Raw genomic sequence first — 24,244 nt, 5'->3', positions numbered from 1 at the left:
GTGAGCGCCCTTTCCCCGTTTTTATCGCGACCTCATTGAGTGGTCGACTCTAGACTTTCCTGCTCAACACGACGGCTTCGAGAACCCGCTCCAACCGATCCGGATCGACGAGGAGGTCGCCGTCGGCGTCCTCGCAGAGCAGGTATCCGTACTCGAACCCAAGATTGTTAGCCAGCATTGCGAACGTCGGTTTCGCCCACGAGAACAGTTCGATGACGGCGCAATCGTCGGCGTACAGCATATTGACGAGGCCGGCACCGTGTGGAGCGACGACGATCTCGGCGTTCGAAAAGAGCTGTACTTGCTCGCGGACGGACAACTCGCTCAGGACGTAGGTCCGAAACCCTTTCGGAGCCAACATCGATTCGACTTCCTCGAGGTTACGGATCCGTCGCTCGTCAGCGTCGCGTCGGGAGACAAGAACGTACGGGGAGTCCGCGACAGTCTCCGGCATCCCGGCGTTGGCGATTGCCCGTTCTCTGAGCCATTCGCAGGCTCGAGCGGACGTATCCTTGTACGAGGCGTCCAGCGAGTGCCGATACCGGTGGTAGGGTACCGTGTACTCCCGGCGGCGAACGGAGGGGACGACCAGCGTCCCCACCTTCGTCTGGGCGCCGGTCCACTCAACGAGTCGATCCGGCCCGTATCCCAGCAGTTCGAGGGACTCGCGCAACCACTCCGGCGGGTTCTGCGGAATAAGCACGTCGGGTTGGATCCCAGTTTCTGCGGCGAACACCTCGAGTCCCTCGAGCTGGGTCAACGAGTGCAGCCAGTGGTAGTACCCCCTCGCGTACCGTGAGACCAGCGAGCAGGCAACGTCGATGTACTCGTCGTGACCGGTGTCTCCTCCGATCGTGGCGTGTTGGACCCCGCGCACCATCGCCTGTGGTTTCTCCAGTAGATCCTGCTCGAGTACGTCCCGTCGGGAGAGCGTCGTCTCGAGGATCACATCCCGATCGGGGGTGAATCCGATCGCCGTCGGACAGGCAAGGGTCGCATCGCGAATCGCACACACGAACGGCTGTGCGAGCTCCCGGCGCCGTTCGATGGCCGCGAGTCCCGGCGGAAGCGGATCGCTTCCAATGGCGGAATCGAACTCGTTGCGCTCGGCCGCTGAGAAGCGCCAGATGTCGTGGGCGGGATCACACTCGGCGTACGATGCGAGCCCATCACGGTCGAGGACCGATACCTGATCGACGAACCGACTGACGAGCAGTGGGGGGACCGGATCGGCGGCCCGCAGGACCCCGTGGTACGTGGACAGCAGCGGTAGTTGGTTTCGCGTTCTGGCCGCCGCCGACCACGCTCTCTTGAACATGCCGCCCGTTTCCGGCAGACTATGTGTCCGTAGACCTTCGTCCCCTCGTTGCCGCATATCTTTCTTTATACGCCGTCTTCGGATATCACGGTTTGGGATACATACGTGCCATTGTCGTCATCGCTTCGCCAATATTCGAGTGGGGGCGCGGTCCACTACTGGTCGGAGCGGGCGAACACGTAGCTGTACACGTCTCGCGTGTTTGACGCGTCGATAAGGCGTTTCTGGTCCATTTCGAACCCGAACTCTCCCAACATCCTACGCAGTTCGGATTCGTCGTGGCTCGTAAGCGGCGACCCCCTTGGAGATCGTTTTCTGTCGATTTCGGTTCGAACTCGTGACTGTATTGCGCGTCCGAGTTCGACCGGCCCTTCGGTTCGCAAAATCGACACTGCTCTCCGCACCAGGTGGGTGACACCGTTTCCGGCCGCACCAATCCTGTCGACCGGTGTTTTCCGCCCGCGTGAGTGTGGCGGCGTCCTGTTTCGCAGAATGATGTACTTCGTTCCCGTCTGCGAGAGGTTTTCGACGGCTCTCGTCAGGTCGTCGAAGTCGATCCAGTTCGCAAACCTGAAACAGACGACCACGTCGGGACGAAACTCATGGCAGTCGAGTTCGAAGATATCGCCCTGCTCAAGTTCGACCCCTTCGTGGCCGATCGCGTTCTTCCGCGCTTCTTCGAGCATGTCTGCCGACACGTCGATTCCTACCACGTCGAGACCCAACTCCTCGTAAATCTCGAAAAAGCGGCCAGTTCCGACGGGGATGTCGAGGACCGCGTCGACATCCTGGTCGGCGGTGAGTTGGCGGAGTTGGTCTGCTACCGCCCGTTGTTCCCGCCGCCACTTTGGATACTCTGCTCTTTTATTTTCGTAATCCTTGGCTCTTGAACCTGTGTATTTATTACGCAAAGAATCTGGGTCCATATCACTGTTGCACCGACGAATCAGTTAGTGGTTGGCCTTACAGCTTCTGGTCGTGCCGATCGGTCCGTCGTTTCGCCGCTTTCAGTCCAGGAGAGCGTGGATATCCGGGTGGACGGCCTCAGTCACGCTGTCGGTGCTGAATTCGATCGAACCGGTGTAGATCGCATCTCGCTTCGCCTGCCACTCCTGGTGGCGGACGAGCACGCACACTGGCACCGACTCGAAGCCGAGAATACGGGTGAGAAACAGCCGATGTGCGCCGTCGACAAACAGGACGTCACCGTCCCGCGAGATGGCGACGAGCATCTCTCCGAACTCGGGTGGCCCATGGGGAGACGGCGTGCCGAGGGGCGCGTTCAGTTCCTCGAGTAGGCTCCGCTGGCTGCGGTAGCCGTTCCGTCGTATCGACTCGTAGAGCGCGTCAATTTCTTGACCGCGGTCCCGCAGGTCAGAAACGGTCGTACAATCGTGCCAGACCGCCTGTTTTCCCTCGGTTCGGTCGATGCGGTCGGCCATCGACCGAAAGAACTCGGTATCCGTCCAGGGGACGCCGTTCTCGAAGTGTGCGACAAACGCGTCGTGGTACGGGTGATCCTCGATCTGGATGCGCTCGGTATCCCACTCTCCCGGTACGACCGCACCCGGGAACTCGATGAGTGCGGTCATGAGGCTGGCGTTGGTGACGTGCTCGTCGATAGCCGTCGGATCGACCTCGATCAATCCGAGTGGTTCAACCGGCGCCTCGTAACCCCACTCACGACGGTAGATCCAGCCGATAGTTTTCACCTTCGAGAGGAGGCTCGAAGCGTACGAACGGACAGTCCGCGCCGGTTGGGTCGTGTGGAACATTGTAGCCGGTGCGATCGGTGTGACTCGAACGACGCCCCGTCGTCCGACACGACGTCGGTAACGCTCGAGACGTCCTACCCTTGTATCTCGCTGTCGCGATGGCACCTCCATCGAACGGCTACTTATAGCTGTCACGGTACCGCTCTCTCGTGGTCCTGTGCGTTCCGGCCGCCCTCGTTGTTCTCGAAAAGCCAGGTCACACGGTCACGGTGATCATGGTGGATGAAAGCTTTATTTCTCTGCTGCTGTTGATAACCCAGTGACATGGGCGTGATCGATCCGCCCGACCGGATACCAACGTGGTCGGTGCGAGCGGATGTCGGTTCGGTAGCCCGCTCGCTTTCGACCGCGACCCACAGTCGCGTCGCCGAGGCGACTGGGCGCCTGGAAGCCACGACGCGGGCGGCAAAACAGCGATTGGTGTACGGTTCCGCCGCACCGGAGTCGTATCGCCTCCGATACGTCGACCCGGCCGACATCGAACACATGGTGGTTCCGTACTTCGGAACCCGCTACTCGAGACGCGGCTCACACGTTCTCGGGGGCGAGTGGGATCGGACGGTGAGCGATGTCCCTGTGAGGGATTTTGCGAGACGGCACACCTGTACCGACCGCTCGACGCCGCTGCTCGGCTCGCTCGAGACGTATGGGTTGTTCGTCGCCGCGAGGGAGTACCTCGAGAGGGATGTCCCGTGGACGGAGACGAGCCACTACGAGTTCAACCGTACCCTACTGGTCGAAAACCGGGGATACGACGAGCACGACGCAGCGCGGGAACTCGAGGACCGTCGGTGGAGTCTCCAGTATCTGTACGAAACGATCGGCTCAGAGGGGTACAAAACGCAGCGGGAACTGCAATCGACCGACGAGCGGATCACGCGATCGTACGGTACGCCTGAGTTCGACGAGGTGCTGGTGAACATCGGACGAAACGGCGAGATCGTATTCGAACGCGGACGCCACCGGTTGTCAGTGTCGAAACTGCTCGGGGTCGATCGAATCCCGGTGCGGGTCTTCGTTCGACACCCCGAGTGGCAGGCGCTCAGAAACGAGATCGAACGCGAGGACTCGTTCGAGGAGCTACGCCCGGCGGCGAGGGCACACCTCGACCATCCGGACATGGAGGACGTTATACCAGAACGGTTACGGTGCGTATGAGACGCCTCGAGACGAATCGGTTCTGGGGGTTCGGCTTTGACTCCGCAGTTCGGCTGGAGGCGTCCGACCTACCACAGGTGCTCGCGGCGGGTCGGACTTGGGGAATCGCGTTCACCGAGTCGGTTTCAACGGAGCCGCCCACATGAGTCTCGTTCACCGAGCGTACGACGTTCTCACGGACGAGGGTGCGGAAAGGCTCGTTTCGGAGTCAGCCATCTACGTGCGACACCAACTCCTTTTTCGGAACGGCGTCCAGCGGGCACCCCCTCGTCTCGTTACCGCCTGGTTCGAGGCCCGGTCGCGGCTTCGCCCCGAGACGAGCGATGCGAACCCCGTTCGGCCTGTGTGGGTCGACCCGGACACCATCGAGTACTACCAGGGCCCCGGCCCGAAAGCATTCGGACTGGTCGCCGACGGCGACTGGGATACCCCAGCGTGCCGATTCGAGGAGCACATGCTCTATCGCTCCCTCGAACGTCGATACGTCGGCGGCGTTGAGTGGTCGAACACCGAACTGTATCGAACGTACCGCCACGCGCTCGAGACGGGTCAACCGTACTGGCGGTGTACTACCGCGGCCGAACTCGAGGCGTACTGCGAAGGGATCGACGAACTGTATCACAGGATACGTGAGAACGGATACAAGTCACAGCGAGAGCACCTCCGGGAGGAACCGAAGCGCGCCCGCGAATCGACGACCGATGCACCACACCCCCTGCTGGAGGAGATCGGCGTCAACGTGTTCAGAGACGGGTCGTTGGCCAAAAAGGGTGCTGGATTCCACCGACTCGCGATCGCTAAAATCGTCGGCGTCGAGGCGGTACCAATAACGGTCCGGGTCAGACACGCCGACTGGCAGGCAGTGCGGGACGATGTCAGGTGGTCTTCATCGCCGGGATCGCTGAACGAGAGGACGGTTCGACACCTCTATCATCCCGATCTGGAGGACATTGTTCCAGCGGAATGGAAACGAACTATTGGTGTTCGCCACTGAACACGAATCGCACCCCCTCTCATAAGAGTACTGTCTAAATGAGGGAAACCGCAAGACGAGAAAACGGTGAATGGTTGTCGAAATCAGCGGCTGAAGTGACATTTGGATTACATTAATAAATTCGACCGGCGAGTAGTGAAATTTGACTATTTCAGAACATGTGTCTTAATGGGCAAGTGTCTTGTTTTCCCCAGATGGTGTGACAGCCGCTGAAGGGTCGGTATTCGTCCGAAGCAGCTAACCAGGCGGCATCTGTAACTGGGAAGGCTAATTGAAAGTGAAGTCATCAGGAGTTATATTCAGCGACTATAGGGAAGACTGACGATCTAAAGACGTTTTCATTTACTTTTGCGCTCGGGGAACTGGTTTTGCTAAAAGTACTCGTGCGTGGAGAACTACTGGATAGGGAGGGCGCGGTCCGTACTGACCTGTCCCTGCTAGAGTTTCCTGTCCCTGCTAGAGTTTTATCCACAGTGTCGTGGTGGAGTACCCTAATGAGCGTGAGCGGATTCCTCCTTCGGATCGGTGAGGAGACGGCTCAGGCGATCGCCAATAGTCGGGTCTGGAGCGTCGCCCAGCGCACGGGAATCGATTCGGTGGTCAAGCCGATCTATCGCGATGCCACCTCTGCGTTGGTCCCCTCCGAACAGACGATTACCGTCAACGAGATCTCGCTACAGTTTCGAATCGAAAATAGATGCGAGTACAAGATGTTTCAGAAGTTCCCCGAGCGAGACCCGTCGTTCCCCGTCTTACCGAATATCGTCGAGCAGCTCTCTGCTGACGACGTGTTCTGGGATGTCGGCGCGAATATCGGGATTTACACCTGCTTTGCGGCCACACGCTGCGAGTCAGTCGTCAGCGTGGAACCCTCTCCGGCCAACGTCGTTCGTATCGAAACAAATCTCGAGCGAAACGATCTCGCGGCAGACACCTACCAGTGTGCGTTGCTGGATACGCCGAGAGAACTGTCGCTCTCGAAGACGACCGGATTCGATAGACACACCGCGGGAGCGTACTGGGGGAAGTCGGACGACTCGATCGAGACGATTTCGGTCGCGGGGATCACCGGCGATCAACTGCTCGAGCACGGCGCTCCCGTTCCGACCGTCATAAAAATCGACGTCCAGGGCGGCGAGATGGGTGTTCTCCACGGACTGAACGGAACTATTTCCCGGCCCTCCTGTGAGATCGTCTACTGCAATGCGTACGCGGCGAACGAATCGGTGTCTTCGGTCTACGACTGGCTTGAGGGCCACGGGTTCAACGTCGAACCGCTCTGGAACTGGTCGTACGGTGAGGACGGGGGCGTCTACTTCCGAGGTCAGCGGACGTAATCGACGAGCGGTGCAGCTTCGGGTGGACCCGTCGGGTTATCGAAAGTCGGAAAGTACCCGGTGAATCTCTCGGTCGGGACCGTCACCGAAGAAACGGGGAATTTGATACGGATCGGTGTTCGCCATAACGGTTCGCTCGTCGGTCGTGACCGCGAGTTCGTGTGATCGTTCGACAACCTCGCGCGTGGCCTCGTCATACTCGCCGAACGGATAACAAAACCGGTTGATTGACGCACCGAATCTATACTCGAGGGCCTCCTTTGCGCAGACGATCTCCCGCTGACGCGCTGCGTCGTCGTCGATAGTGGAGAGGTTCGGATGAGAAGACGTGTGATTGCCGACGTGGACTCGTTCGCACTTGACGAGCCGTTCGATCTGCCCCTCAGTCATGAGGGACTCCTCGGGGAACTCGTCGACGACTCCCTGGGACCCTCTTGGCTCGTCGTTGCGCTCGAGTGGCCTCGTCAGGACGAAGACGGTCGCCTCAACGTCGAACTCCCGAAGGACAGGAAGAACGCACTCGTAGAAGTTCCTATAGCCGTCGTCGAACGTAAGCGCAACCCGCCTCTCGTCACCAGGTTCGAGCACGTCCGGCAGGTCCACTACTCGAAAATGCTCCTCGAGAAATTTGAGATCCTGTCTGAGTCGGTCGATAGAGACGTTTCCATAATACTCTGGCTCACCGACCGAATGATAGGCAACTACCACGTTCTGGTTATTCGGACCGGTTTCGAAGAGGCCGGTGAACCTGTTAACGCGAGCCGACGCTTCCGTGATGAGACGATTGAGACTCATCGACGGTCGAGACGGTTTACAACGGCTCTCATCGATCGTACTGCCAGCGGAACCGCACCGTCCTCGGCGTAGACACGTCTGGCTTTATCGAATAGTGGCGGCGTGTTCGGGTTCACGCCGCCTTTGTACCAATTATAGCTGTCTACCTTCATCTCCTCGTAACCCCACTTTTCCAGGAAGTTCTTTTCATACTGTAGCAGTTTCCGCTCGTCCTGGCGGTGAGACTGGTACTCCTCGTCCCCTCCCGGAAAGTGTTCGAACAGTACTCGGGGACAGGCGGCGAACGACCAGTCGGTTCGCTTCCAGTGGCCGACGTAGAAATCGCCATGCTCGCCTCCGAGGACGAGTTCCGGGTCCCAGGCGTATTCGCGCAAACAGTCGCGTCGAAACAACGCCACGTTCGAGAGGAAATCGAAGCGGATGAACGGGTATCCGGCGGCGTACTCCACCTCCTTTTCGGTGAGAAACGGCGAGATCACCAACGTTCTTCCCGCGTCGTCGAAGTCAGCTCCCATCAGGAAAACCCTGTTCAGTTCTGGTTCGATCATACTTCCGGAGACCCCGCCGAGGTCTGGTCGAGCTTCAAGGAGTTCGGACAGGATAGAGACATTGCTCGGAACGCGAACGTCCGAGTCGAGCATCAACAGGTATTCCTCCGAGAGCGCCTCAACGATCGCGTTTCTCCCGAACCCGACTCCCGTGTCGTACTCGAGGTCCAATACTTGCAGCGAAAACGGGAAGTCCCGATCGTAAATTCGTTCACGACGTCCCTGCTTGTGTTTCTCTGATCCGTCGTCGGCGATGTACACTGTCGAGACCTTCCCTTGAGGGACTGACGCCAGCAGTTCTTCCAACCGCTCGGTACGGGTGAAAACTTTGACGCCAACGGCCACGTCCGGCGGGCTATTTCCTCCCTCCGACGTATCCGCTCGCTCTCGTATCGTACTCATGAGTACTCCAATCGTCGCACTACGACCGCTGCCGGTAAATAGCCGGAGGGGTAGGCAAAAAAGCAGGCTCACCGAACCCCATCCCCGGTGAGATGGCGCTGATACACAATCTCTTATCAAATGCTAGTGTTCCAGTGTCTTATATTTTCCCGCAGTCAGGTGTAGTACCTACCGACGGAAGGCGCTCTGGATAGACTGAATTCGGTTACCCGCTGGACTGCGGGAATGATTTTAAACCACTGGTCCCGATCTCCCGTGAATCCTCGTGCATGACAGTCGTCGATCCGTTTTCCTCGAGATCAGTTCCGAAGACGGGATATACCTCGAAGGACTGAACGAGTCCACCGTTGCCACCGTTCGGTGTGCCACCTGAAATACGGAGGTACACGTCCTCGCCAGCCAGCGATTGTGGTAGTTCGACAGTGCGTTCGTCCCACCCGTCCTCAGCGCTGTAGATCTCGGTCCATTCCGAGCCATCCGTCGAAACCGCGACCGTCGTATACCGGTCGCTGTCTCCAAACGCCGAGATTGCCATCTCAGTCGGATGGTCCGAGGATAGTGAGAGCGAATACGTCACCTCTCCGGTCGTCTCGCCAGTGTTTTCGCCGAAAGCGGTGGTCGTGGCCTCGGACTCGCTCAAGCGACCGAGGGCGAGCTGGTGGTTGTCGTGTTCGTCCGTGATGATTCGGACGTTCCCTGTAGCAGATTCGACATCTCGATTCCAACTCTCGTAAGCGAACCCGGGCGAAATCGCATCCGGTCCCCAATAGTAGATGTCCATCCCGCTCGTTTCGTCGCCATACTGGACCGTATTGTCCTGGACGTACTGAGTGGCCTCCGGGTCCACGAACAAAGACTGGTAGAACCGGCCGGAGGCCTCTACCCATCCCCTCGGTTCCGCTTCGAACATCGCCTCGATGTCGTCGATGTCCTCTAGGTAGACCGTTCCTGTTCGTTGGTGCATCGTCGCGTCACCCGTGTCGACCGTCCACTCGAGCTTGTGTTGTCTGAAGAAGTAGTCGGCGTCGCCAGCGTACCACATCGTGACTTCTGGACGCATCGAGACGATAGCGTGGGATTCGGAGCCGTGTTCGTCAAACCACTCCGCTGCGGCGTGGTGGTTAGCGCGGGGGTAGGTGTGTGATTGGATGTCGTCGTTCGTCATCCCGACCACCTGGGCGGGCGGAACGGTGATCCACATCGTACTCGCCGCGAGAATGACGAGAACGATCAGGACCCCCGTTCGCGCGTGGGGCCGCCAGTCGGACGCCACCCACGGAACCGAGTGTACCCGTTCGGAGTTGGCACGTGCGACCCACCTGTCCAAGTTCATCGAGAGCACCCACATCGCGATTTCGTACAGCAGCGCGAACGTAGCGAGCGCGATCAGGGCGAACACGGGGAGGAGGTGGAGGACGTATCGGGGGTGAGGATAGACATCCGAGAAACCGACGAGCGCGAACGGGACCAGAAACGAGAGGACGAGCACGTACGATTTCTGCCCCCTTGAGAGCACGTAGTACAGTCCGGGGACGAAGAGCCAGAACAGCGGGGAGTAGCTCTCTCGAAGAAGCGTGACGTAGTCGTCCGCGAACCCACTCTGCAACACGAGCTCCGCGGGAACGCCACGTCGCAACACCATCACGACACCGAGCACGGAAATCGCGGCGGTGAGAAGAGCGACTCGTTTCGTTCTGGCGTCGAGCGGCGCGCCGGAGACGAGCGTCCGGCGGATGGTCGGCGCGGCGGCGACGAGGAGCATCGCGAAGAAGAGCCAGAGCACGAGGCCGAATGACAGGTAAATCGTGTGCGTCTCGTATCCTACGCCGAGAACCACGCTAATCGGAACGATGTGTCTCGCTCGGAACTCGAAGCCGGACCGATACCACCGGCCGACTAGAAGGATCGACAACAGATAGAGCAACTGGAGGTGGGCGTACATCCGAACCTCGCGGGCCCACACGACCGACAGGGGGTCAATGGCGACGAACACTGCGAGCAACAGGCCGATCTCCCTGCTAACGAACTCCCGCCCCAAAAAGTAGGCGACGATGATCGTCGCGGTTCCGATCAGCACGGAGGGAAGCCGCGCGGCGAACTCCGTGTAGCCGAACAGGGAAAACGAGACCGCGACCGGGAGACTTGTTGTGAGCCATGCGCGAGTATACGGCGCTTCGGGGAGGGCGAAGCCGTTTCCTTCGAGGAAGTTGCGCGCGGCCCATGCGTGGAACACTTCGTCAATCCAGAACGGCAATGAGCCGAGATTCCGAAGACGGAGGAAAAGACCGACGGCCACTATAACGAGTATTATCGCCGCGTATCCGTACAAATTGATTGGCAAGGACTCGCCGTGTTTCACCCTCGTTCGAGCATCCGCGACACTAGGGGTGGGGAGGTATTTGCGAACCGATGAAGCGATGTCCCTCACCCGCTGGCTGAGAGCGACTGCAGTCAAGGATGTGTCACCATCGCCCACCCTTGTTCTAAGGTGAGAACCGGTCACGTGTATGGTGGCTGCAACGAGAAGAACGAGGACGGCTCCAATGACCCACGTCGGGTCGCCAGCACCGCTATCTGGAACGAGTGATCCGACCCTAGCCCCTTCCGTCGAGGTAGACAGACTGCAGGAATTCCAATTTTCACGCGCCGGTGACATCAGACACTACCACCTCGTATGGAAACTTAGAACCCGCCTGTCAACGTGTCCCAGGTTCGACACCCTCTCTGTTCGCGATTAATAACCGGTTGCTCCGACCAGCTAATGCCGCCCTCATCAAATGGGAACGCCAGTAGTCCACTGCCAGGTTGACCAGCTGGAATATTGTTAGGGGTTTATTGCTATCCCAATGGTTCTAATACTATCATGCTAAATAAACTCGTAGGGGAAGTTAGGTTGCTCGCCGCAAATGGCCCCACCTACTTCAGAAACCGATGGCCAGATCACTACCATAAATTTAAAGTAACCATTCTGAACGACCACACCGTTCTGTACAACGGCGTGAAGATAGATCTTTCATCCGCTGTTATCTCGGAGACCGTTCGGGATGCCATCATTCATGGATATTATGAGATAGAGGAAACAGAATTTATACCTAATCTTGAGAGCTCTGTCCCCGTAATTGAATTGGGAGGTGGTATAGGATATATTTCTGCTGTTATTCATCAACACACAGATCCAACCGCAGAGGTGATCTGCGTTGAAGCCAACTCTCAATTGATTCCCACCCTCAACGTCACAAAACAGGAAAATGATTGTGAGTTCGACATTATAAACCAAGCCTATTCGACTAGAACTGATGTGGTTAAGGTAGATCTTCACGACGACTTTTGGGAATCGACTACTGAATTTGTGGATGAAACTGGAGACGTAGCTCACGTTTCGACGGTTTCACTTGCTGAGCTAGTCGAGAAGTATGATTTCGAGTCGTTCCAATTAGTATGTGATATCGAAGGCGCAGAACGGGACCTGATAATGAACGAAATTGACATCTTATCGACTAGGTGCAAAACCCTCATTATTGAATTCCACGAAAAAAGATCCGAAGACGGAAAGCTTCGTGAGCGACTAAACGAAACTGGTTTTCAAGAAACCGCCTCCCAAAGCCACGTCTCCGTATTCCAGAACGAGAATTTGTGATCTGGCGCTCTTTCTTCAGTTATTAGCTGGGTGCATACCCTCATTCTCCCCCGCTTTGAGCCACAACTTATAATATATTAGACACATATACATGAGGTAGATTGATTAGATGGAAGTCTCTATCGATATCGCTTATCTGTCTCGGTTGGCTGGGATAGTGAACTGGGCTGTCGTATGCCTTTCCGATTATGGCCGTAAACTGGTGGTGGGCGAATGAAGCCCACTGACACCATGATAAACGTAAATGCAAATGGGTTTGATAACTTTCCCACCATCTCACTATCTAATGGGATCGCGTATCTGTGCGCATCGCTGGGATGCGATCTTCTGCCACAGTTGACATCTCCTGCATTGCTACGTCCACTAGTCAACACGGGCGGATATTGGAAGGGAGTTACCGTTTTCGGAGCGATTCCACGAGTAGACGAGTATCCCCCCATTCTCATACTCTAATTGACCCTCTTGAACAACGGCGTGAGTCTCACCGTCCTGTCTCGCCAACGCGATGTCGTCGACAACGATCCATCCGCGTTCGTGTTCTTCCATTACCGCCTCGAGTTCTTCGGCTCCCTGAATTGCCTCTGCACCGGTGTACCGGTCGAAACCGTTGACAGTGTCTCCGCCGCCGATTCCTACGTAGCCGTGGGAAAGCCAGTAGTCAACCTCGCCTGCGTAGTAATGGCCGGGTGCTGGCCACCCGGCGACGATCACGTCTTCGGATTCTCGATTCTCTTCGACGTGCTGGTAGGCTCCCTCAAAATCTGGCTGGGGTGCGTTCGCACCGAGTTCGTACGTCGACTGCGGTACGACCGTGAACCCGCCGCCAAGCGCTAGGATGGCCACCAGGCTGATCGTGGCGAGCGAAACGGCTATTCCGCGTCCCGGCGACGGACTGATTCGGTCTTTGACGGCCCGTTCCACGGTCCGCAGTCGACTGACTGACTGCCCCCGATCCATCGGGTGCGAAGCAACGAATTCGATCGTCAGCCCCGCCCACACGAACAACACTGGAAGTCCGAAGTAGAGATACCGAGTAGCGAATAGCTGTGTCCGAAAGCTGAGCACCAGGACTGCTGGAACGACCGCAAGGATGAGTAGCCCCCCTTTCCGATACCTACCGCGGTAGAACGGTAACGCGGCGCCGATCACACCGAGGTAGAAGAACGCGTGGAATTCGTCAGCAAGCCACGCGGCGTAGGCGTCCCAGTAAGCCGCCTCGGTCGTTACGACTACCTCGATCACATTCGAGAATCCTCGTCCGATTAGTTCGAAGAACAAAGCGAGGACGACAGCGCCTATAAAGAGATCGCCTATGGTTTGTCTAGAGAGATACCCCTTCTCAATACTCACCGCACCGAGGTACACAACGGCTATCGGGAGTAGAATATAGCCAACCTGATGTGTCAGCATGGCTATGATGCTGATTATTACGAGCCCGGCACCGGGGCGCCAATCTTCGAACCCTGTCCGCTCGACCTGTAGAAGCAACATGAGCGCGAGTATGTAGAGCAACTGAAACAGCTGGTACATTCGGGCCTGCCGACTCCAGGCGATCTCCCACGTGGCGAACGTCACCAGCACTGCCGCCAGCAGTCCGACGCGCCACCCGCCGACCTCGCGTCCGAGCCAGTAGGTCGCGCCGATCGTCGCGACGCCGAAGACGACCGACGGAAACCGTGCGGCCGCCTCGCCGGTTCCGAAGACCGACATCGACCCCGCGACCACGAGCGTGTGAGGAAACGCCCGCCAGTAGGTGTACCCCGAGGGAAACGTCGGGCGCCCGTCCTCGAGCAACGCGATCGCGGCGTTCGCCGAGATCGCCTCGTCGAACCAGAAACTCTGGTCGCCGAGGGCGTACATGCGGAGGACGCCGCCGGCGATACACAGCCCGAGGAGGATCGCTCCGACCATACGACTCGAGGGTGGTCGTACCGCTGGCGGTCGCTCGTCCGCTCCGGCAACGGTTTCGGAATCGAACCGCTCGAGGGCGGTGGCTAGTGCGAACGCTCCTGCGACGACGAGCGCCAGCCAACCGAGGGGGACGCGTGATCCAACGTCTACGACGAGGTTGAGTGCGAGCAGACCGACCGTCACGTAGAGGAGGTATTGAGCAACGGTCGCACTCACTGACCGGCGGTTCGGGCCCACACGGTCCATTCGTCGTACAGGAAGTAGTATCTCCCGTGGACCTCTCAGTCCACGAGAGTCTCTTCACTGACCGACTCATCACGACCCGTCATATTTCGGTACAGGTGCCACGAAGCTCTATTACGCGATTTCTGGTACCATCCCTATGTCGAGTGAGCGGATCCTCGTGACCGGTGGGGCAGGGTTCATCGGCTCTCACCTCGTGGAGCGACTGCTCGCCCGCGGAAACGACGTCGTCGTCGTCGACGACCTGTCGAACGGCCGCGAACCGTGTATTCCAAACGGGGCGACGTTCGTCTACGGCGATCTCACCGATCCGGAGACGCTCGAGGGAGTGCTATCCCCTGAAACCGACCTCGTCTATCACCTCGCGGCGTCGAAGGCGGTCAACACCGCTGATCCTCGCAACCAGTTTCGAACGAACACGGAAATGACGGTGAACGTGTTGCAGGCGATGGACGACGCGGAAGTGAGGGAGCTGGTGTACACGTCTTCTTCGACGGTGTACGGCGAGGCGCCCCGACCAACGCCCGAGGACTTCGCGCCGCTCGAGCCGATCAGCGTCTACGGCGCGAGCAAACTCGCGGACGAGGGCTTGCTCGCGACGTACGCCCACTCCCACGGGTTTTCGATCCGGAACGTCAGGTTCGCCAACGTCGTTGGGCGGCGACTTCGAGGTGCCGTCGTTTCCGACTTCGTCGAGAAGCTCAGGGACGATCCGGAGCGACTGGAAATCCTCGGTGACGGCCGCCAGCGCAAGTCTTACCTGCACGTCTCCGATTGCATCGACGCGCTGTTGACGGTGGTCGAGCGCGTCGACGGGCCGCTCCAGTCGTTCAATCTCGGAACGCGAACGACGACGTCGGTGACCCGGATCGCGGACATCGTGTCGGACGAGATGGGCGTCGATCCTGCCTACGAGTACACCGGTGGTGATCGGGGCTGGACCGGCGACGTTCCGAACATGCGGCTGTCGATAGAGAAACTCTCGGCGCTCGGTTGGGAGCCGGCCCTGGAAAGTGACGATGCCGTTCGAACGGCCGCTCGTGAACTGCTCGAGGAATTTCCGGCGCCCTGAGCGTGCACGCGGTTCAACAACTACGGGTGAAGTATGCGAGGTTCTTCGCCGCCGATTCCTGCGATAATACGAGAACGGTTGCGTGCCCGTCCGCTTCCTTCGGATGGATTCCCGTACGCGTCGTCGTCGTAGACGCTCTTGTGGAGCCTCGTGCCGTAGCGGTGGTCGTGACTGGGTGCGTGAAACGGCTCCAGCGGAACTACGAGCGTGTACGCCGGATTCTCAGTCGCAGATCGTTCGGTACCCATCACAGACGCCAGTTTCACCGTTCGAAACCCGATCTTTCCCGTCCCGTCAACTGCTCTTCGAGTGTGAAACCGTCTGTTGATGGCGATGCTGTTCGACACTATGAGTGCATGAATTCGATGAATAGGGTGCGGAAGGGAGCGAATTCGCCGTCACGAGTGACCGCAGCCGACGATCGCCATCCACTATTTTCGAGAAGACACTTTCGCGCCTCGTGGACTATCAGGGCAACAGCTTGTTTAGCGAGGAATCTTCGTACACACCGGGCGTAACCATCCAAACGTCTTTTTCACGGGAGGTCGCCCAGTAGGGCCATGAGATCTGTTGTACTTGCCGGGGGGGAGGGGACCCGGCTTCGGCCGCTCACGGAAGACAAACCGAAGGGGATGGTCGAGGTCGACGGTCGGCCGATTCTCACGCACTGCTTCGATCGCCTCCTCAAACTCGGGACGAACGAGTTCGTCGTCGTCGTGGGCTACCTGAAAGAACGGGTCATCGACCACTACGGTGATAGCTACGAGGGCGTCCCGATCACGTACTGCCACCAGCGCGAACAGAAGGGGCTCGCACACGCGCTCCTCACGGCCGAAGAGCACGTCGACGACGACTTCATGCTGATGCTGGGCGACAACATCTTCCAGGCGAACTTAGACAACGTTGTCCGCCGCCAGCAGGAGGATCGGGCGGACGCCGCGTTCCTCGTCGAGGAAGTGCCCTGGGAGGAAGCCTCGCGCTACGGCGTCTGCGATACGAACAAGTACGGCGAGATCACCGACGTCGTCGAGAAGCCACAGGAGCCGCCGTCGAACCTGGTGATGACCGGCTTCTACACGTTCACGCCCGCCATCTTCCACGCCTGCCATCTCGTCCAGCCGAGCAATCGCGGCGAGTACGAGATCAGCGAGGCGATCGACCTACTCATCCGCTCGGGGCGCACCATCGACGCGATCGGCCTCGACGGCTGGCGCATCGACGTCGGCTACCCGGAGGACCGAGACGAAGCCGAACAGCGCCTCCAGGAACGCGCACCCGCACCGCCAGATAATCAGTCGAGTCGATCGTCAGCCCTCCCGGCGAACTCGAAACACGTCATTCGAGACTGATGTCCGAGGACTGTTCGGCGGGTTCGAAGACGACCTCGAGAATCCCGTTGTTGTAGGTCGCGTTCGCGGTGTGTTCGTTCACGCGACGGGGAAGCGTGACGCGCTCGTCGTACTCGCGGTGGTCGCTGTGGGCGGAGATCGTGAGCGTTTTTCCGTCGCACTCGAGGTCGATGTTCTCCTTTGGCACCCCAGGAAGGTCGGCGACGACTCGCACTTCGTCGTCGGTTTCGTGGACATCGACGTGGGTGTCCGCGCCGAACCCGGTTTCCATGCTGCTGCTCGACTCGAAGTCGACGTCGGCGCCGCGCATCATGTCGTTCATCATCCGCTCGATCTCGCGAAACAGGTCGTCGAAGGGCTCGTCGCGGTCGTCTCGGCGCATACGTGAGCCTAGACGGTGCCACGGCAAAAACCTTCTGTCGGCTCTCATACTCGCCGCCGAACGCGGGTTTAGAACCCGATCCCGAGCGTCTCGTCGGTCGTCTCCATGCTGTCTTCGGCGTCGGCCGCGCCGGTGACCGCGCGGATCGCGTCGACGTTCTCGGGGACGACGTCGGACTCCTGGTGGATGCCCTGGAACAGATACAGATCGCGGCCGACCGTCGAGATCGACTCCTTCCAGATGCAGTTCTCCCAGAGGTCGCCACGCGGTCGACCGGCGTCGTGGGCGTACTCCTTGAGCTTGCCGCTGCCGTCGATGGCGGCCGTCTCGGGGATCAGGAACAGCCGCGACTCGTCGGCGAACAGGTCGCGGACGTCGTCGGCGTCGGCCTCCTCTTCGAGCGTGACGTTCAGGCTGTGCATGTGCATCAGCGTCGCCGGCACCTTCATCCCGAGCGTGTCGATCTCGAGGTCGGGGAAGATGGTGTTGACGTCGGGGCCGTGGTGGGAGGGAACCGTCACCGGGTTCGGCAGAATGTCGTTGATCGGGCCGCGGGAGGTCTGGCCGGGGTCGCCGCCGCGGCGAACCAGCGTCGCGCGGACCTTCTCGATCCCGTAGGCCTCCTCGAGAGGGGCGACCACACGGGAGAGGCCGGTGGTGTTACAGGAGACGACGCGCACGTGGTCCGCGTCGACGGATTCCGAAAAGTTCGAGCGGGCGTTGAAGCTAACGTCCGCCACCTCGGCGTCCTCGCCGCCCTGGTAGAGTGCGGGCGTCTCGTACTCCTCGTACAGCGCCTTGTTCTCGGCGCCGATCCCCGAGGGGGTGGCGTCGACGACGACGTCGGCGCGGTCGACGAGGTCGTCGACGGGGCCGGCGATCTCGAGGCCTGCCTCGGCGAACTGGTCGGCGCGATCCTCGATGGCGGCGTACAGCGGGTACCCCTTCTCGATGGCGGTTTCGGCTTCGAAGTTCGGACGGGTCTTCGCGACGCCCAGCACCTCCATATCGGGCTGTTCGCGGACGGCGTCCGCGACGCGTTTCCCGATCGTGCCGTAGCCATTGATGGCGACCTGTAGCATGTATCCGCCAGTCTACCACCGACGCGGATAATCGTTTCGAGCGTTCGCTGCTGATTTTTACTCGTTTGGGAGTTTCTATACCTCGTTTCAGTGTCGATCGTGTGCCCTTAAGACACCCCCAACGGCGCGCCGGCAGAGAGCAACACCTATCCGCCCACTACCGCCATACTCGAGTATGTCATCCCTGCGTGGACCAGCCGAGACGGCGGTTCGACAGTGTCTAAACCTCGCCGAAGACGAGTCGTGCGCGATCGTTACCGACGACAAGCGCGAACCGATCGGCCAGGCGCTCTACGACGTCGCGAGCGAGATCACGGACGACGCCGTGATCGTCCGCTACCCGCCGGGGCCGACCCACGGGAGCGAACCACCAGCACCCGTCGCCGCGGCGATGGCCGACGCGGACGTGGTGCTCGCGCCGACGACCAAGAGCCTGAGCCACACCCGCGCTCGCTCGGAGGCCAACGAGGCGGGCGCTCGCGTCGCCACCCTCCCCGGCATCACCGAGGAGGTGTTCACGACGGGCCTCGACGCGGATTACGAGCAGATCGCGGCCCACTGTGCGGACGTTCGCGAGCAGGTCGACGGCGCGAGCGAGGTCCGGGTGACGACGGAGGCGGGCACCGACATCACGTTCGACGTCGCGAACCGCGAGTTCCTCTCGGACACCGGCATCGTTCACGACGCAGGAGAGATGTCGAATCTCCCTGCAGGCGAGGTATTCGTCAGCCCCGAGAGCGCCGACGGCCGGTTCGTCGTCGACGGCACGATGCGCCCTCACGGGCTGCTCGAGGAGGAGCAGAAACTGACCTTCGACGTCGAGAACGGCCTCGTCACGCACATCTCGGACGACGAGATCCGCGAGACGGTCGAGACGGCCGCCGAAGACGTGGGCGACGCCGCCTACAACCTCGCGGAGCTCGGTATCGGGACGAACGTCGCGGTCACCGAACTCGTCGGCTCGGTGCTGCTCGACGAGAAAGCCGGCGGCACGGTCCACATCGCAATCGGCGACGACGCGGGGATCGGCGGCGACGTCGACGCGCCGATCCACCTCGACGGCATTTTGCGGGAGCCGACGGTGTATGCGGCTGGTGAGGAAGTGAAACTTCCTCGAGCCTAGTCGAGCGGTGAAACCGCGAGACGAGGAGATCGATCTTTCCGAACCTTGACCGCCTCGACGGCCGTTGACTTTGGCCGCTGTTCGGTCGCGCGCTACTCGAGGGATTCGCGAACCGACTCGGTCCCGTACGCGCCGTCTTCGGTCGCGACGACGGTTTCGGGTGGGGGACCGTCGAACCGAACGACGATTCGGTACGAGGTCGCCTGAAACACGTCTCCGCAGACGTCGCTGCCATCGTGCTCTCGCCCGATCGTCACTCGCAACTCGTCGGTATCCGGGTCGTATGTCGGTTCGTCGATCCGCTCGTCGTAGCAGTCGTTCCCGATCGGGAACGATCCGGTCACCCGGACCTCTCGGTCGTCGGGATCATAACTAACCGTGGGCGGGTCCTCCCACTCCGCCTCGGCGTCGTAGCCGGCCTCGGTGCTCGTCTCGAGAATCTCGGTCCGTTCCGACGATTCGTTCGACGAAGAGCCGTTCGCGGCTGGGTCGTCCCGGGAATCGTCGCCAGCGAGACAGCCGGCGACGCCGATACCGGTCCCGCCGGCTGCCAGGAGAACGGTCCGTCGCGCGAGATCCATAGCCGATACTACGTGTCGGTCAGTAAACTTCTTCTGGTCGGTTTCACGAGCGCGGTCCAGGATCGGAGCTCGAATGCGCGAGTCGGGAGCCGTCCCCGGTCCAATCGCCTTTTACGCCCGTAGCGTGTATCCCGGCGTATGAGCGAGATCCCGGATCGAATTCCGACACCCTGTCCCTCGTGTTCGCCCGACCTCGAGACGGTCCACGAGGTCCTCACGGAGGGCGGCGGCCACCTTACCGTCCGCTGCAGCGAGTGTGGTCACGTCCACAAGATCCAGCCAGAACGCGAACGCGAGGTCACGATCGACGTCGTCGTCTCCCAGGACGGCGAGTCCTTCACCGCGAACGTGACGACGCCCGCCGAAGAGACCCTCGAGACCGGCGACGAGTTCCTCCTCGAGACCGACGAGGTGCTCTCGACGGTGCAGATCACGAGCCTCGAGGTCGGCGACCAGCGCCGCAGCGAGTCCGCAGTCGCGGAGGACGTCGAAACCGTCTGGACCCGCGAGATCGACAACGTCTCCGTCGACGTCACGATCCACCCCCAGGACGGCTCGCGCGAGGATAGCCGCAGCGTCACCGTCTACGTCCCCGGCGACTACGAGTTCGAGGTCGGCGCCGTCGAGGAGTTCGGCGACGACGAGTTCGAGATCGACGCCTTCGTCGTCCGCGGGGACGCCGAAGGGTACCGCCGCGACCGCTTCGAGGTCGAGGGGGATCTCGGGTTCGCGAAGGACATCAAGCGCGTCTACGCCTTCGATCAGACCTCCACCGCCTGGTCGGCCTGGTGAGATGACCGGGGGCGGCGACCGCGAACCGACCGGCGACGACAGCCGCGAACCCGACAGGCGAGCCGATCGCGAACGGATGGTCGACGGACTCGCCACGAGCGGTCGCGTCACCGACGAGCGCGTGCTCGAGGCGCTCGCGACGGTTCCCCGTCACGCCTTCGTCCCGCCGGCCCAGCGAGACCGGGCCTACCGCGACCAGCCGCTTCCCATCGGTGACGACCAGACGATCAGCGCCCCCCACATGGTCGGCATTATGGCCGAACTGCTCGCCCTCGAGCCCGGCGACGAGGTGCTCGAGGTCGGCACCGGCTGTGGCTATCACGCCGCCGTCACCGCCGCAATCGTCGGCGACGGGAACGTCTCGAGCGTCGAATACAGCCCCGAACTCGCCGAGAGCGCCCGCGACAAACTCGCCGAGATCGGCTACGGCGACGTTGCGGTTCGCGTCGGCGACGGCCGCGAGGGGTGGTCCGAGCGCGCCCCCTTCGACGCGATCTACCTAACGTGTGCGACGGCCGCGGTTCCCGACGCGCTGCTCGAGCAGCTTCGGCCCGGCGGGCGGCTGCTTGCACCGGTCGGGACCGTCTCCCAGACGCTCGTCGCGATCGACAAACGTGAGGACGGCTCGCTCGAGCGGAGCGAGCACGGCGGCGTTCGGTTCGTTCGGATGCGCGGCTGAACCCCTCCCTGGCTCGCCTCGGGCCGAGCACGGCGCTTTTCTCTTCGCCGCGTGACCTCGGAGTATGACTCGACCGTCCCTCGACCCCGAGACGCTACTCGTGTTGCGGGCCGCTCGCGAAACCGGCGCGCTCGAGGCGCTGATGACCAGTGCGGACACGCCGGCCGATCTCGCGACTGAAACGGGGCTCCCCCGCCGAAGCGCCGAGGCCGTCGTCGCGATACTCGAGGACGAGGGCTTTCTCCGACGAGTGCCGTCGACGCGCGCCGAAACGGACGTCTACGAGCCGACCAACCGCGCACTCGGCTTTCTCGCGAAGACCGATATCCGCTCTATCGGTTCGATTCCGGTCGCCCTCGACAGGCTGGATCGGGGGGTCGAACTCTCCGAGACGCTCCGAACCGACGGGCCAGCCCCGCCCTCGGAACTCGAGGAGCGCCACCGGCTGGCCGCTCGCGCGACCGCGAACGAGGCCGAAATCAGGGCGACTGTGACCGCTGCCTGTCGGTTCGCGCCCGACTCGAGCCGCGTTCTCGACGTCGGTGGAGCGCCGGGCCGCCACGCCGTCGAGTTCGGTGCTCGGGGCTGTGCGACGACGCTGGTCGATCGTGCGCAGCGACTCGAGGCCTCGCGAGCGGTACTCGCCGGCTCGGACGTTTCGACGCTCGAGGCACCCAACAGCGAGGGTGCGGTCACCGCCCCGTCGCGGTCGCCCCCGGAGATCGATCTCGTCGTCTCGATCGACCGCACGCACAGACACGGTCCCGAGGAAAACCAAGCGCTGTTCGACTCGGCGTTCGAGACCCTTGAGCCGGGCGGTTGGTTCGTCGTCGTCGACCGGGTGCGCGGTCACTCGACCGGTGCGAGCCGGGCGACCGCGACCGCGCTGCTCGAAACCGCCGCCGGACGGGCGTACGACGAGTCGACCTATCGCGAGTGGTTCCGCCGCGCCGGCTTCGCGGACGTCCGGTTCGAGGACGTCCCGGGAACCGATCGGCAGGCAATCGGTGGGCGAACCCCCGCGAACTCGTAAGCGTCCTACCGCGGTGCGCGGTCTCCCGACCGGCTGGCTGCGCAAGCGCTCCTTTGATTACCGTCGGCTGGATACCCGCGGTATGGACCTGGCGGTACTGCGGGAGGACATGGTCGACGGCCTGCTCCACGAGTCCAAGGCCGTCCTCGCCGACGATGCGGTCGCGGTCGCCATGCGCGACGTGCCGCGCCACGTGTTCTTCGAGGACGAGAAACTCGCCTACGCCGACCGCGACAGCGAGCGCCTCGGAACCCGCGTGCTCTCGCCCAGCACCGCCGCTCGTCTGCTCGAGACGCTCGACGTCGGCAGGGGCGACTCCGTACTCGTCGTCGGTGCGGGCGTCGGCTACACGGTCGCCGTCGTCGCCGAACTCGTCGGAGAGACGAACGTCCACGCCGTCGACATCGCCCGTCCCGTGGTCTACGAGGCTCGAGGGAACCTCGAGCGGGCGGGCTACGGCGGCGTCCTCGTCGACTGCCGGGACGGCGCACGCGGCCTCCCCGAGTACGCACCGTTCGATCGGATCCTCGTCGAGGCGGCCGCCGTCGACCCGCCGAGAGCGCTGCTCGACCAGCTCGACGACGACGGGCGACTGGTGTTCCCACGCGGGAGCAGGCGCCAGCGCCTCGAGGCGGTCGCAGCCGACGGTACGTGCGAGCGATTCGATACCGTTTCGTTCGATCCGTTGCTCGTCGAGGGTGAACAATCCGGCTCGCTCGAGCGCAACCGCATGGCCAGAGAAGACGGTGAGTACGCGCGCAAACATGCGGCGTCACGTGCCGGCTGGGAACAGGAGTGGATCGACTGGAACTGATTCGTTCGGTGGGAATCCCCTACCGGTACTGACAGCAACCGCTTACCAGGAGACGAGACCGATCGCTCTCACCACCGCTACTATCGTCGTACGGAAAGGGGGGAAAAGTTGGGGGGGGGGGGGGTGGCGACAGTCAGTCTCAGATCGCCAACTACTGGTAAGAGCGGAGGGTAATTAAAGATACCGTCTATCTGTTTAGTGCTCACCCGACGAACATACTAATTAATTAGGTTTTCCTGACAAATGACTGATTATCGAGCGTCCGCTTGACCACCCGAGGAAAATCTGCGAAGAGACCTCGAGCGCCGCAGCTCGTCCCGGTTTCGACGACGAGACTTTCGCGCTCGCTCTCGAGCAGTGTCGCGGGCAGTTCGGCAACTCCGGGGGTTGTCAGCGACGGGGCAAGACGTCGGCTCCAGTATCCGTTTTGATCGGTGATCGAGCGCTCCGTGTTTCGTTCGAGCCATCTTTCCGATACCCGCGCTTCATTACCGCCCGCCGAGGGATCCCTTGGCAATAAATACAGCATGACTGGTTGCCGGTCTTGTATCGATTGTCTGCGTTGCGTTATTCGTTTGATGGAATCGTTCCATCGAACTCGTAATCCTCAGCCCAGTTGATCGACGGATGATCGATACTCGCCTCGAACCGTAGTTCCATTTTCTGTTCCGTTGCCTCGTCGACATCGATCCAGTACAGTTGGTCGGTGTTCGGATAGCGAACCAGAAACGCGTCGACCGCTCCACGATACGTCTGCTCGTGATAGTGTCCGTCTTTCGTCGTCTGAGAATGTGTATTGAACCGTATCGTCTGGGTCTGGTTCTGCCACGCTGTTTTACACTGTATCCGATACAATTCGCCCCCGTCGTCGATGATCAGATCGTACTTGTCGTTGTCCCCGAACGGAACTGCAACACTGTAGCCGCTCGAAACGATAGTAGCGAGAACTACTGCCTCTGTTTCATCTCCGATTTCCTTCAAATTGCCCATACCGCGTGTGGCTCGTTTTCGTATTTAAATCAGCGCAGGAACTAGTGGTGACACTCCCGTCTGTGGGTTCTCACAAGCAAACGTGGCGCAGGCTCCGTTTCTTTAGACCTGCCGTCGAAACGAGCTTGAGACGGGATCTGCGTGCGGTGGGATCTGAACCCTTTGAACTTCGCTCACTGCGTTCGCTGGTTCAATAGTTCAGATCTCTTGTGTTAGGTTTCGATATAGA

The 24,244-nt window shown here is 60.7% G+C and carries 22 protein-coding genes; 11 read left to right on the top strand and 11 right to left on the bottom strand.

The features are described 5' to 3' along the window. Positions 1-49: 49 nt before the first annotated feature. From AC6I6S_RS06395 to AC6I6S_RS06385, 3 genes are all read right to left on the bottom strand, one after another. Positions 50-1,318 (bottom strand): glycosyltransferase family 61 protein, encoded by a 1,269-nt coding sequence (locus tag AC6I6S_RS06395; RefSeq protein WP_497948901.1) that lies wholly within the window; start codon positions 1,316-1,318, stop codon positions 50-52. Positions 1,319-1,473: 155 nt separating this feature from the next. Next, positions 1,474-2,244 carry a class I SAM-dependent methyltransferase gene (locus tag AC6I6S_RS06390; RefSeq protein WP_497948900.1) on the bottom strand — a complete coding sequence of 257 codons (771 nt, stop codon included), beginning with the start codon at positions 2,242-2,244 and terminating at the stop codon, positions 1,474-1,476. An 81-nt stretch (positions 2,245-2,325) separates the two neighbouring features. Further along, positions 2,326-3,093 carry a hypothetical protein gene (locus AC6I6S_RS06385; protein ID WP_497948899.1) on the bottom strand — a complete coding sequence of 256 codons (768 nt, stop codon included), beginning with the start codon at positions 3,091-3,093 and terminating at the stop codon, positions 2,326-2,328. Positions 3,094-3,357: 264 nt separating this feature from the next. Between AC6I6S_RS06385 and AC6I6S_RS06380 the strand changes: the two genes are divergently transcribed. The 3 genes from AC6I6S_RS06380 to AC6I6S_RS06370 all read left to right on the top strand — a co-directional run bounded on the left by AC6I6S_RS06380 (position 3,358) and on the right by AC6I6S_RS06370 (position 6,582). Then, on the top strand, positions 3,358-4,251 hold the full coding sequence (locus tag AC6I6S_RS06380; protein WP_497948898.1) for a hypothetical protein: 894 nt from the start codon (positions 3,358-3,360) through the stop codon (positions 4,249-4,251). A 142-nt stretch (positions 4,252-4,393) separates the two neighbouring features. Continuing rightward, complete coding sequence (locus AC6I6S_RS06375) at positions 4,394-5,245, top strand: hypothetical protein (RefSeq protein ID WP_497948897.1); 852 nt, start codon at positions 4,394-4,396, stop codon at positions 5,243-5,245. 494 nt (positions 5,246-5,739) lie between these two features. Next, positions 5,740-6,582 (top strand): FkbM family methyltransferase, encoded by an 843-nt coding sequence (locus AC6I6S_RS06370; RefSeq protein ID WP_497948896.1) that lies wholly within the window; start codon positions 5,740-5,742, stop codon positions 6,580-6,582. Positions 6,583-6,618: 36 nt separating this feature from the next. Here AC6I6S_RS06370 and AC6I6S_RS06365 read toward each other — a convergent pair whose 3' ends face one another. The 3 genes from AC6I6S_RS06365 to AC6I6S_RS06355 all read right to left on the bottom strand — a co-directional run bounded on the left by AC6I6S_RS06365 (position 6,619) and on the right by AC6I6S_RS06355 (position 10,581). Beyond that, positions 6,619-7,185: a polysaccharide deacetylase family protein gene (locus AC6I6S_RS06365; RefSeq protein ID WP_497948895.1), complete on the bottom strand. Its 567-nt coding sequence runs from the start codon at positions 7,183-7,185 to the stop codon at positions 6,619-6,621. Between the two features lie 188 nt (positions 7,186-7,373). Next, positions 7,374-8,327: a glycosyltransferase family 2 protein gene (locus AC6I6S_RS06360; protein ID WP_497948894.1), complete on the bottom strand. Its 954-nt coding sequence runs from the start codon at positions 8,325-8,327 to the stop codon at positions 7,374-7,376. A gap of 205 nt (positions 8,328-8,532) precedes the next feature. Beyond that, on the bottom strand, positions 8,533-10,581 hold the full coding sequence (locus tag AC6I6S_RS06355; RefSeq protein WP_497948893.1) for an ArnT family glycosyltransferase: 2,049 nt from the start codon (positions 10,579-10,581) through the stop codon (positions 8,533-8,535). 609 nt (positions 10,582-11,190) lie between these two features. Between AC6I6S_RS06355 and AC6I6S_RS06350 the strand changes: the two genes are divergently transcribed. Continuing rightward, complete coding sequence (locus tag AC6I6S_RS06350; protein WP_497948892.1) at positions 11,191-11,964, top strand: FkbM family methyltransferase; 774 nt, start codon at positions 11,191-11,193, stop codon at positions 11,962-11,964. A 363-nt stretch (positions 11,965-12,327) separates the two neighbouring features. On the opposite strand, the gene AC6I6S_RS06345 is transcribed toward AC6I6S_RS06350, so the two are convergent. After that, positions 12,328-14,091, bottom strand: coding sequence for a glycosyltransferase family 39 protein (locus AC6I6S_RS06345; RefSeq protein ID WP_497948891.1), 1,764 nt, complete (start codon positions 14,089-14,091; stop codon positions 12,328-12,330). A gap of 166 nt (positions 14,092-14,257) precedes the next feature. On the opposite strand from AC6I6S_RS06345, the gene AC6I6S_RS06340 reads away from it, so the two are divergent. Both AC6I6S_RS06340 and aglF read left to right on the top strand, forming a co-directional pair. Then, positions 14,258-15,190, top strand: coding sequence for an NAD-dependent epimerase/dehydratase family protein (locus AC6I6S_RS06340; protein ID WP_497948890.1), 933 nt, complete (start codon positions 14,258-14,260; stop codon positions 15,188-15,190). Between the two features lie 560 nt (positions 15,191-15,750). Continuing rightward, the gene (gene aglF, locus AC6I6S_RS06335; protein WP_497948889.1) at positions 15,751-16,539 is read left to right on the top strand and encodes a UTP--glucose-1-phosphate uridylyltransferase AglF; all 789 of its coding nucleotides are present in this window, start codon (positions 15,751-15,753) and stop codon (positions 16,537-16,539) included. Here the strand turns inward: aglF and AC6I6S_RS06330 are convergent. Both AC6I6S_RS06330 and AC6I6S_RS06325 read right to left on the bottom strand, forming a co-directional pair. Then, on the bottom strand, positions 16,526-16,921 hold the full coding sequence (locus AC6I6S_RS06330; protein ID WP_497948888.1) for an Hsp20/alpha crystallin family protein: 396 nt from the start codon (positions 16,919-16,921) through the stop codon (positions 16,526-16,528). The genes aglF and AC6I6S_RS06330 overlap by 14 nt on opposite strands. A 68-nt stretch (positions 16,922-16,989) precedes the next feature. Next, positions 16,990-18,003 (bottom strand): type II glyceraldehyde-3-phosphate dehydrogenase, encoded by a 1,014-nt coding sequence (locus AC6I6S_RS06325; protein ID WP_497948887.1) that lies wholly within the window; start codon positions 18,001-18,003, stop codon positions 16,990-16,992. A 175-nt stretch (positions 18,004-18,178) separates the two neighbouring features. Here AC6I6S_RS06325 and AC6I6S_RS06320 point away from each other — a divergent pair, with 175 nt between their 5' ends. Then, the gene (locus tag AC6I6S_RS06320; RefSeq protein WP_497948886.1) at positions 18,179-19,126 is read left to right on the top strand and encodes an aminopeptidase; all 948 of its coding nucleotides are present in this window, start codon (positions 18,179-18,181) and stop codon (positions 19,124-19,126) included. A 92-nt stretch (positions 19,127-19,218) separates the two neighbouring features. Here AC6I6S_RS06320 and AC6I6S_RS06315 read toward each other — a convergent pair whose 3' ends face one another. Then, positions 19,219-19,707, bottom strand: coding sequence for a hypothetical protein (locus AC6I6S_RS06315; RefSeq protein ID WP_497948885.1), 489 nt, complete (start codon positions 19,705-19,707; stop codon positions 19,219-19,221). A gap of 138 nt (positions 19,708-19,845) precedes the next feature. On the opposite strand from AC6I6S_RS06315, the gene AC6I6S_RS06310 reads away from it, so the two are divergent. From AC6I6S_RS06310 to AC6I6S_RS06295, 4 genes are all read left to right on the top strand, one after another. Next, positions 19,846-20,499, top strand: coding sequence for an HVO_0476 family zinc finger protein (locus tag AC6I6S_RS06310; RefSeq protein WP_497948884.1), 654 nt, complete (start codon positions 19,846-19,848; stop codon positions 20,497-20,499). A 1-nt stretch (position 20,500) separates the two neighbouring features. Further along, positions 20,501-21,178: a protein-L-isoaspartate(D-aspartate) O-methyltransferase gene (locus AC6I6S_RS06305; protein WP_497948883.1), complete on the top strand. Its 678-nt coding sequence runs from the start codon at positions 20,501-20,503 to the stop codon at positions 21,176-21,178. Positions 21,179-21,242: 64 nt separating this feature from the next. Continuing rightward, positions 21,243-22,211, top strand: coding sequence for a methyltransferase domain-containing protein (locus tag AC6I6S_RS06300; RefSeq protein ID WP_497948882.1), 969 nt, complete (start codon positions 21,243-21,245; stop codon positions 22,209-22,211). 82 nt (positions 22,212-22,293) lie between these two features. After that, positions 22,294-23,025 carry a protein-L-isoaspartate O-methyltransferase family protein gene (locus tag AC6I6S_RS06295; protein ID WP_497948881.1) on the top strand — a complete coding sequence of 244 codons (732 nt, stop codon included), beginning with the start codon at positions 22,294-22,296 and terminating at the stop codon, positions 23,023-23,025. Positions 23,026-23,592: 567 nt separating this feature from the next. On the opposite strand, the gene AC6I6S_RS06290 is transcribed toward AC6I6S_RS06295, so the two are convergent. Continuing rightward, positions 23,593-24,015: a group I intron-associated PD-(D/E)XK endonuclease gene (locus AC6I6S_RS06290; protein WP_497948880.1), complete on the bottom strand. Its 423-nt coding sequence runs from the start codon at positions 24,013-24,015 to the stop codon at positions 23,593-23,595. Positions 24,016-24,244: the final 229 nt, after the last annotated feature.

The organism is Natrononativus sp. DTA114, assembly GCF_059736515.1.
Note: the sequence above shows the minus strand (reverse complement) of the source record. Positions and strands in the feature narration are given on the sequence as shown.

Excerpts from the sequence above, each read along its gene's own strand:
- AC6I6S_RS06340 (WP_497948890.1), top strand. The coding sequence starts at position 14,258 with ATGTCGAGTGAGCGGATCCTCGTGACCGGTGGGGCAGGGTTCATCGGC.
- aglF (WP_497948889.1), top strand. The coding sequence starts at position 15,751 with ATGAGATCTGTTGTACTTGCCGGGGGGGAGGGGACCCGGCTTCGGCCG.
- AC6I6S_RS06295 (WP_497948881.1), top strand. The coding sequence starts at position 22,294 with ATGGACCTGGCGGTACTGCGGGAGGACATGGTCGACGGCCTGCTCCAC.
- AC6I6S_RS06370 (WP_497948896.1), top strand. The coding sequence starts at position 5,740 with ATGAGCGTGAGCGGATTCCTCCTTCGGATCGGTGAGGAGACGGCTCAG.
- AC6I6S_RS06310 (WP_497948884.1), top strand. The coding sequence starts at position 19,846 with ATGAGCGAGATCCCGGATCGAATTCCGACACCCTGTCCCTCGTGTTCG.
- AC6I6S_RS06350 (WP_497948892.1), top strand. The coding sequence starts at position 11,191 with ATGCTAAATAAACTCGTAGGGGAAGTTAGGTTGCTCGCCGCAAATGGC.
- AC6I6S_RS06315 (WP_497948885.1), bottom strand. The coding sequence starts at position 19,707 with ATGGATCTCGCGCGACGGACCGTTCTCCTGGCAGCCGGCGGGACCGGT.
- AC6I6S_RS06380 (WP_497948898.1), top strand. The coding sequence starts at position 3,358 with ATGGGCGTGATCGATCCGCCCGACCGGATACCAACGTGGTCGGTGCGA.
- AC6I6S_RS06290 (WP_497948880.1), bottom strand. The coding sequence starts at position 24,015 with ATGGGCAATTTGAAGGAAATCGGAGATGAAACAGAGGCAGTAGTTCTC.
- AC6I6S_RS06375 (WP_497948897.1), top strand. The coding sequence starts at position 4,394 with ATGAGTCTCGTTCACCGAGCGTACGACGTTCTCACGGACGAGGGTGCG.
- AC6I6S_RS06300 (WP_497948882.1), top strand. The coding sequence starts at position 21,243 with ATGACTCGACCGTCCCTCGACCCCGAGACGCTACTCGTGTTGCGGGCC.
- AC6I6S_RS06390 (WP_497948900.1), bottom strand. The coding sequence starts at position 2,244 with ATGGACCCAGATTCTTTGCGTAATAAATACACAGGTTCAAGAGCCAAG.
- AC6I6S_RS06325 (WP_497948887.1), bottom strand. The coding sequence starts at position 18,003 with ATGCTACAGGTCGCCATCAATGGCTACGGCACGATCGGGAAACGCGTC.
- AC6I6S_RS06360 (WP_497948894.1), bottom strand. The coding sequence starts at position 8,327 with ATGAGTACGATACGAGAGCGAGCGGATACGTCGGAGGGAGGAAATAGC.
- AC6I6S_RS06305 (WP_497948883.1), top strand. The coding sequence starts at position 20,501 with ATGACCGGGGGCGGCGACCGCGAACCGACCGGCGACGACAGCCGCGAA.
- AC6I6S_RS06320 (WP_497948886.1), top strand. The coding sequence starts at position 18,179 with ATGTCATCCCTGCGTGGACCAGCCGAGACGGCGGTTCGACAGTGTCTA.
- AC6I6S_RS06330 (WP_497948888.1), bottom strand. The coding sequence starts at position 16,921 with ATGCGCCGAGACGACCGCGACGAGCCCTTCGACGACCTGTTTCGCGAG.
- AC6I6S_RS06395 (WP_497948901.1), bottom strand. The coding sequence starts at position 1,318 with ATGTTCAAGAGAGCGTGGTCGGCGGCGGCCAGAACGCGAAACCAACTA.
- AC6I6S_RS06385 (WP_497948899.1), bottom strand. The coding sequence starts at position 3,093 with ATGTTCCACACGACCCAACCGGCGCGGACTGTCCGTTCGTACGCTTCG.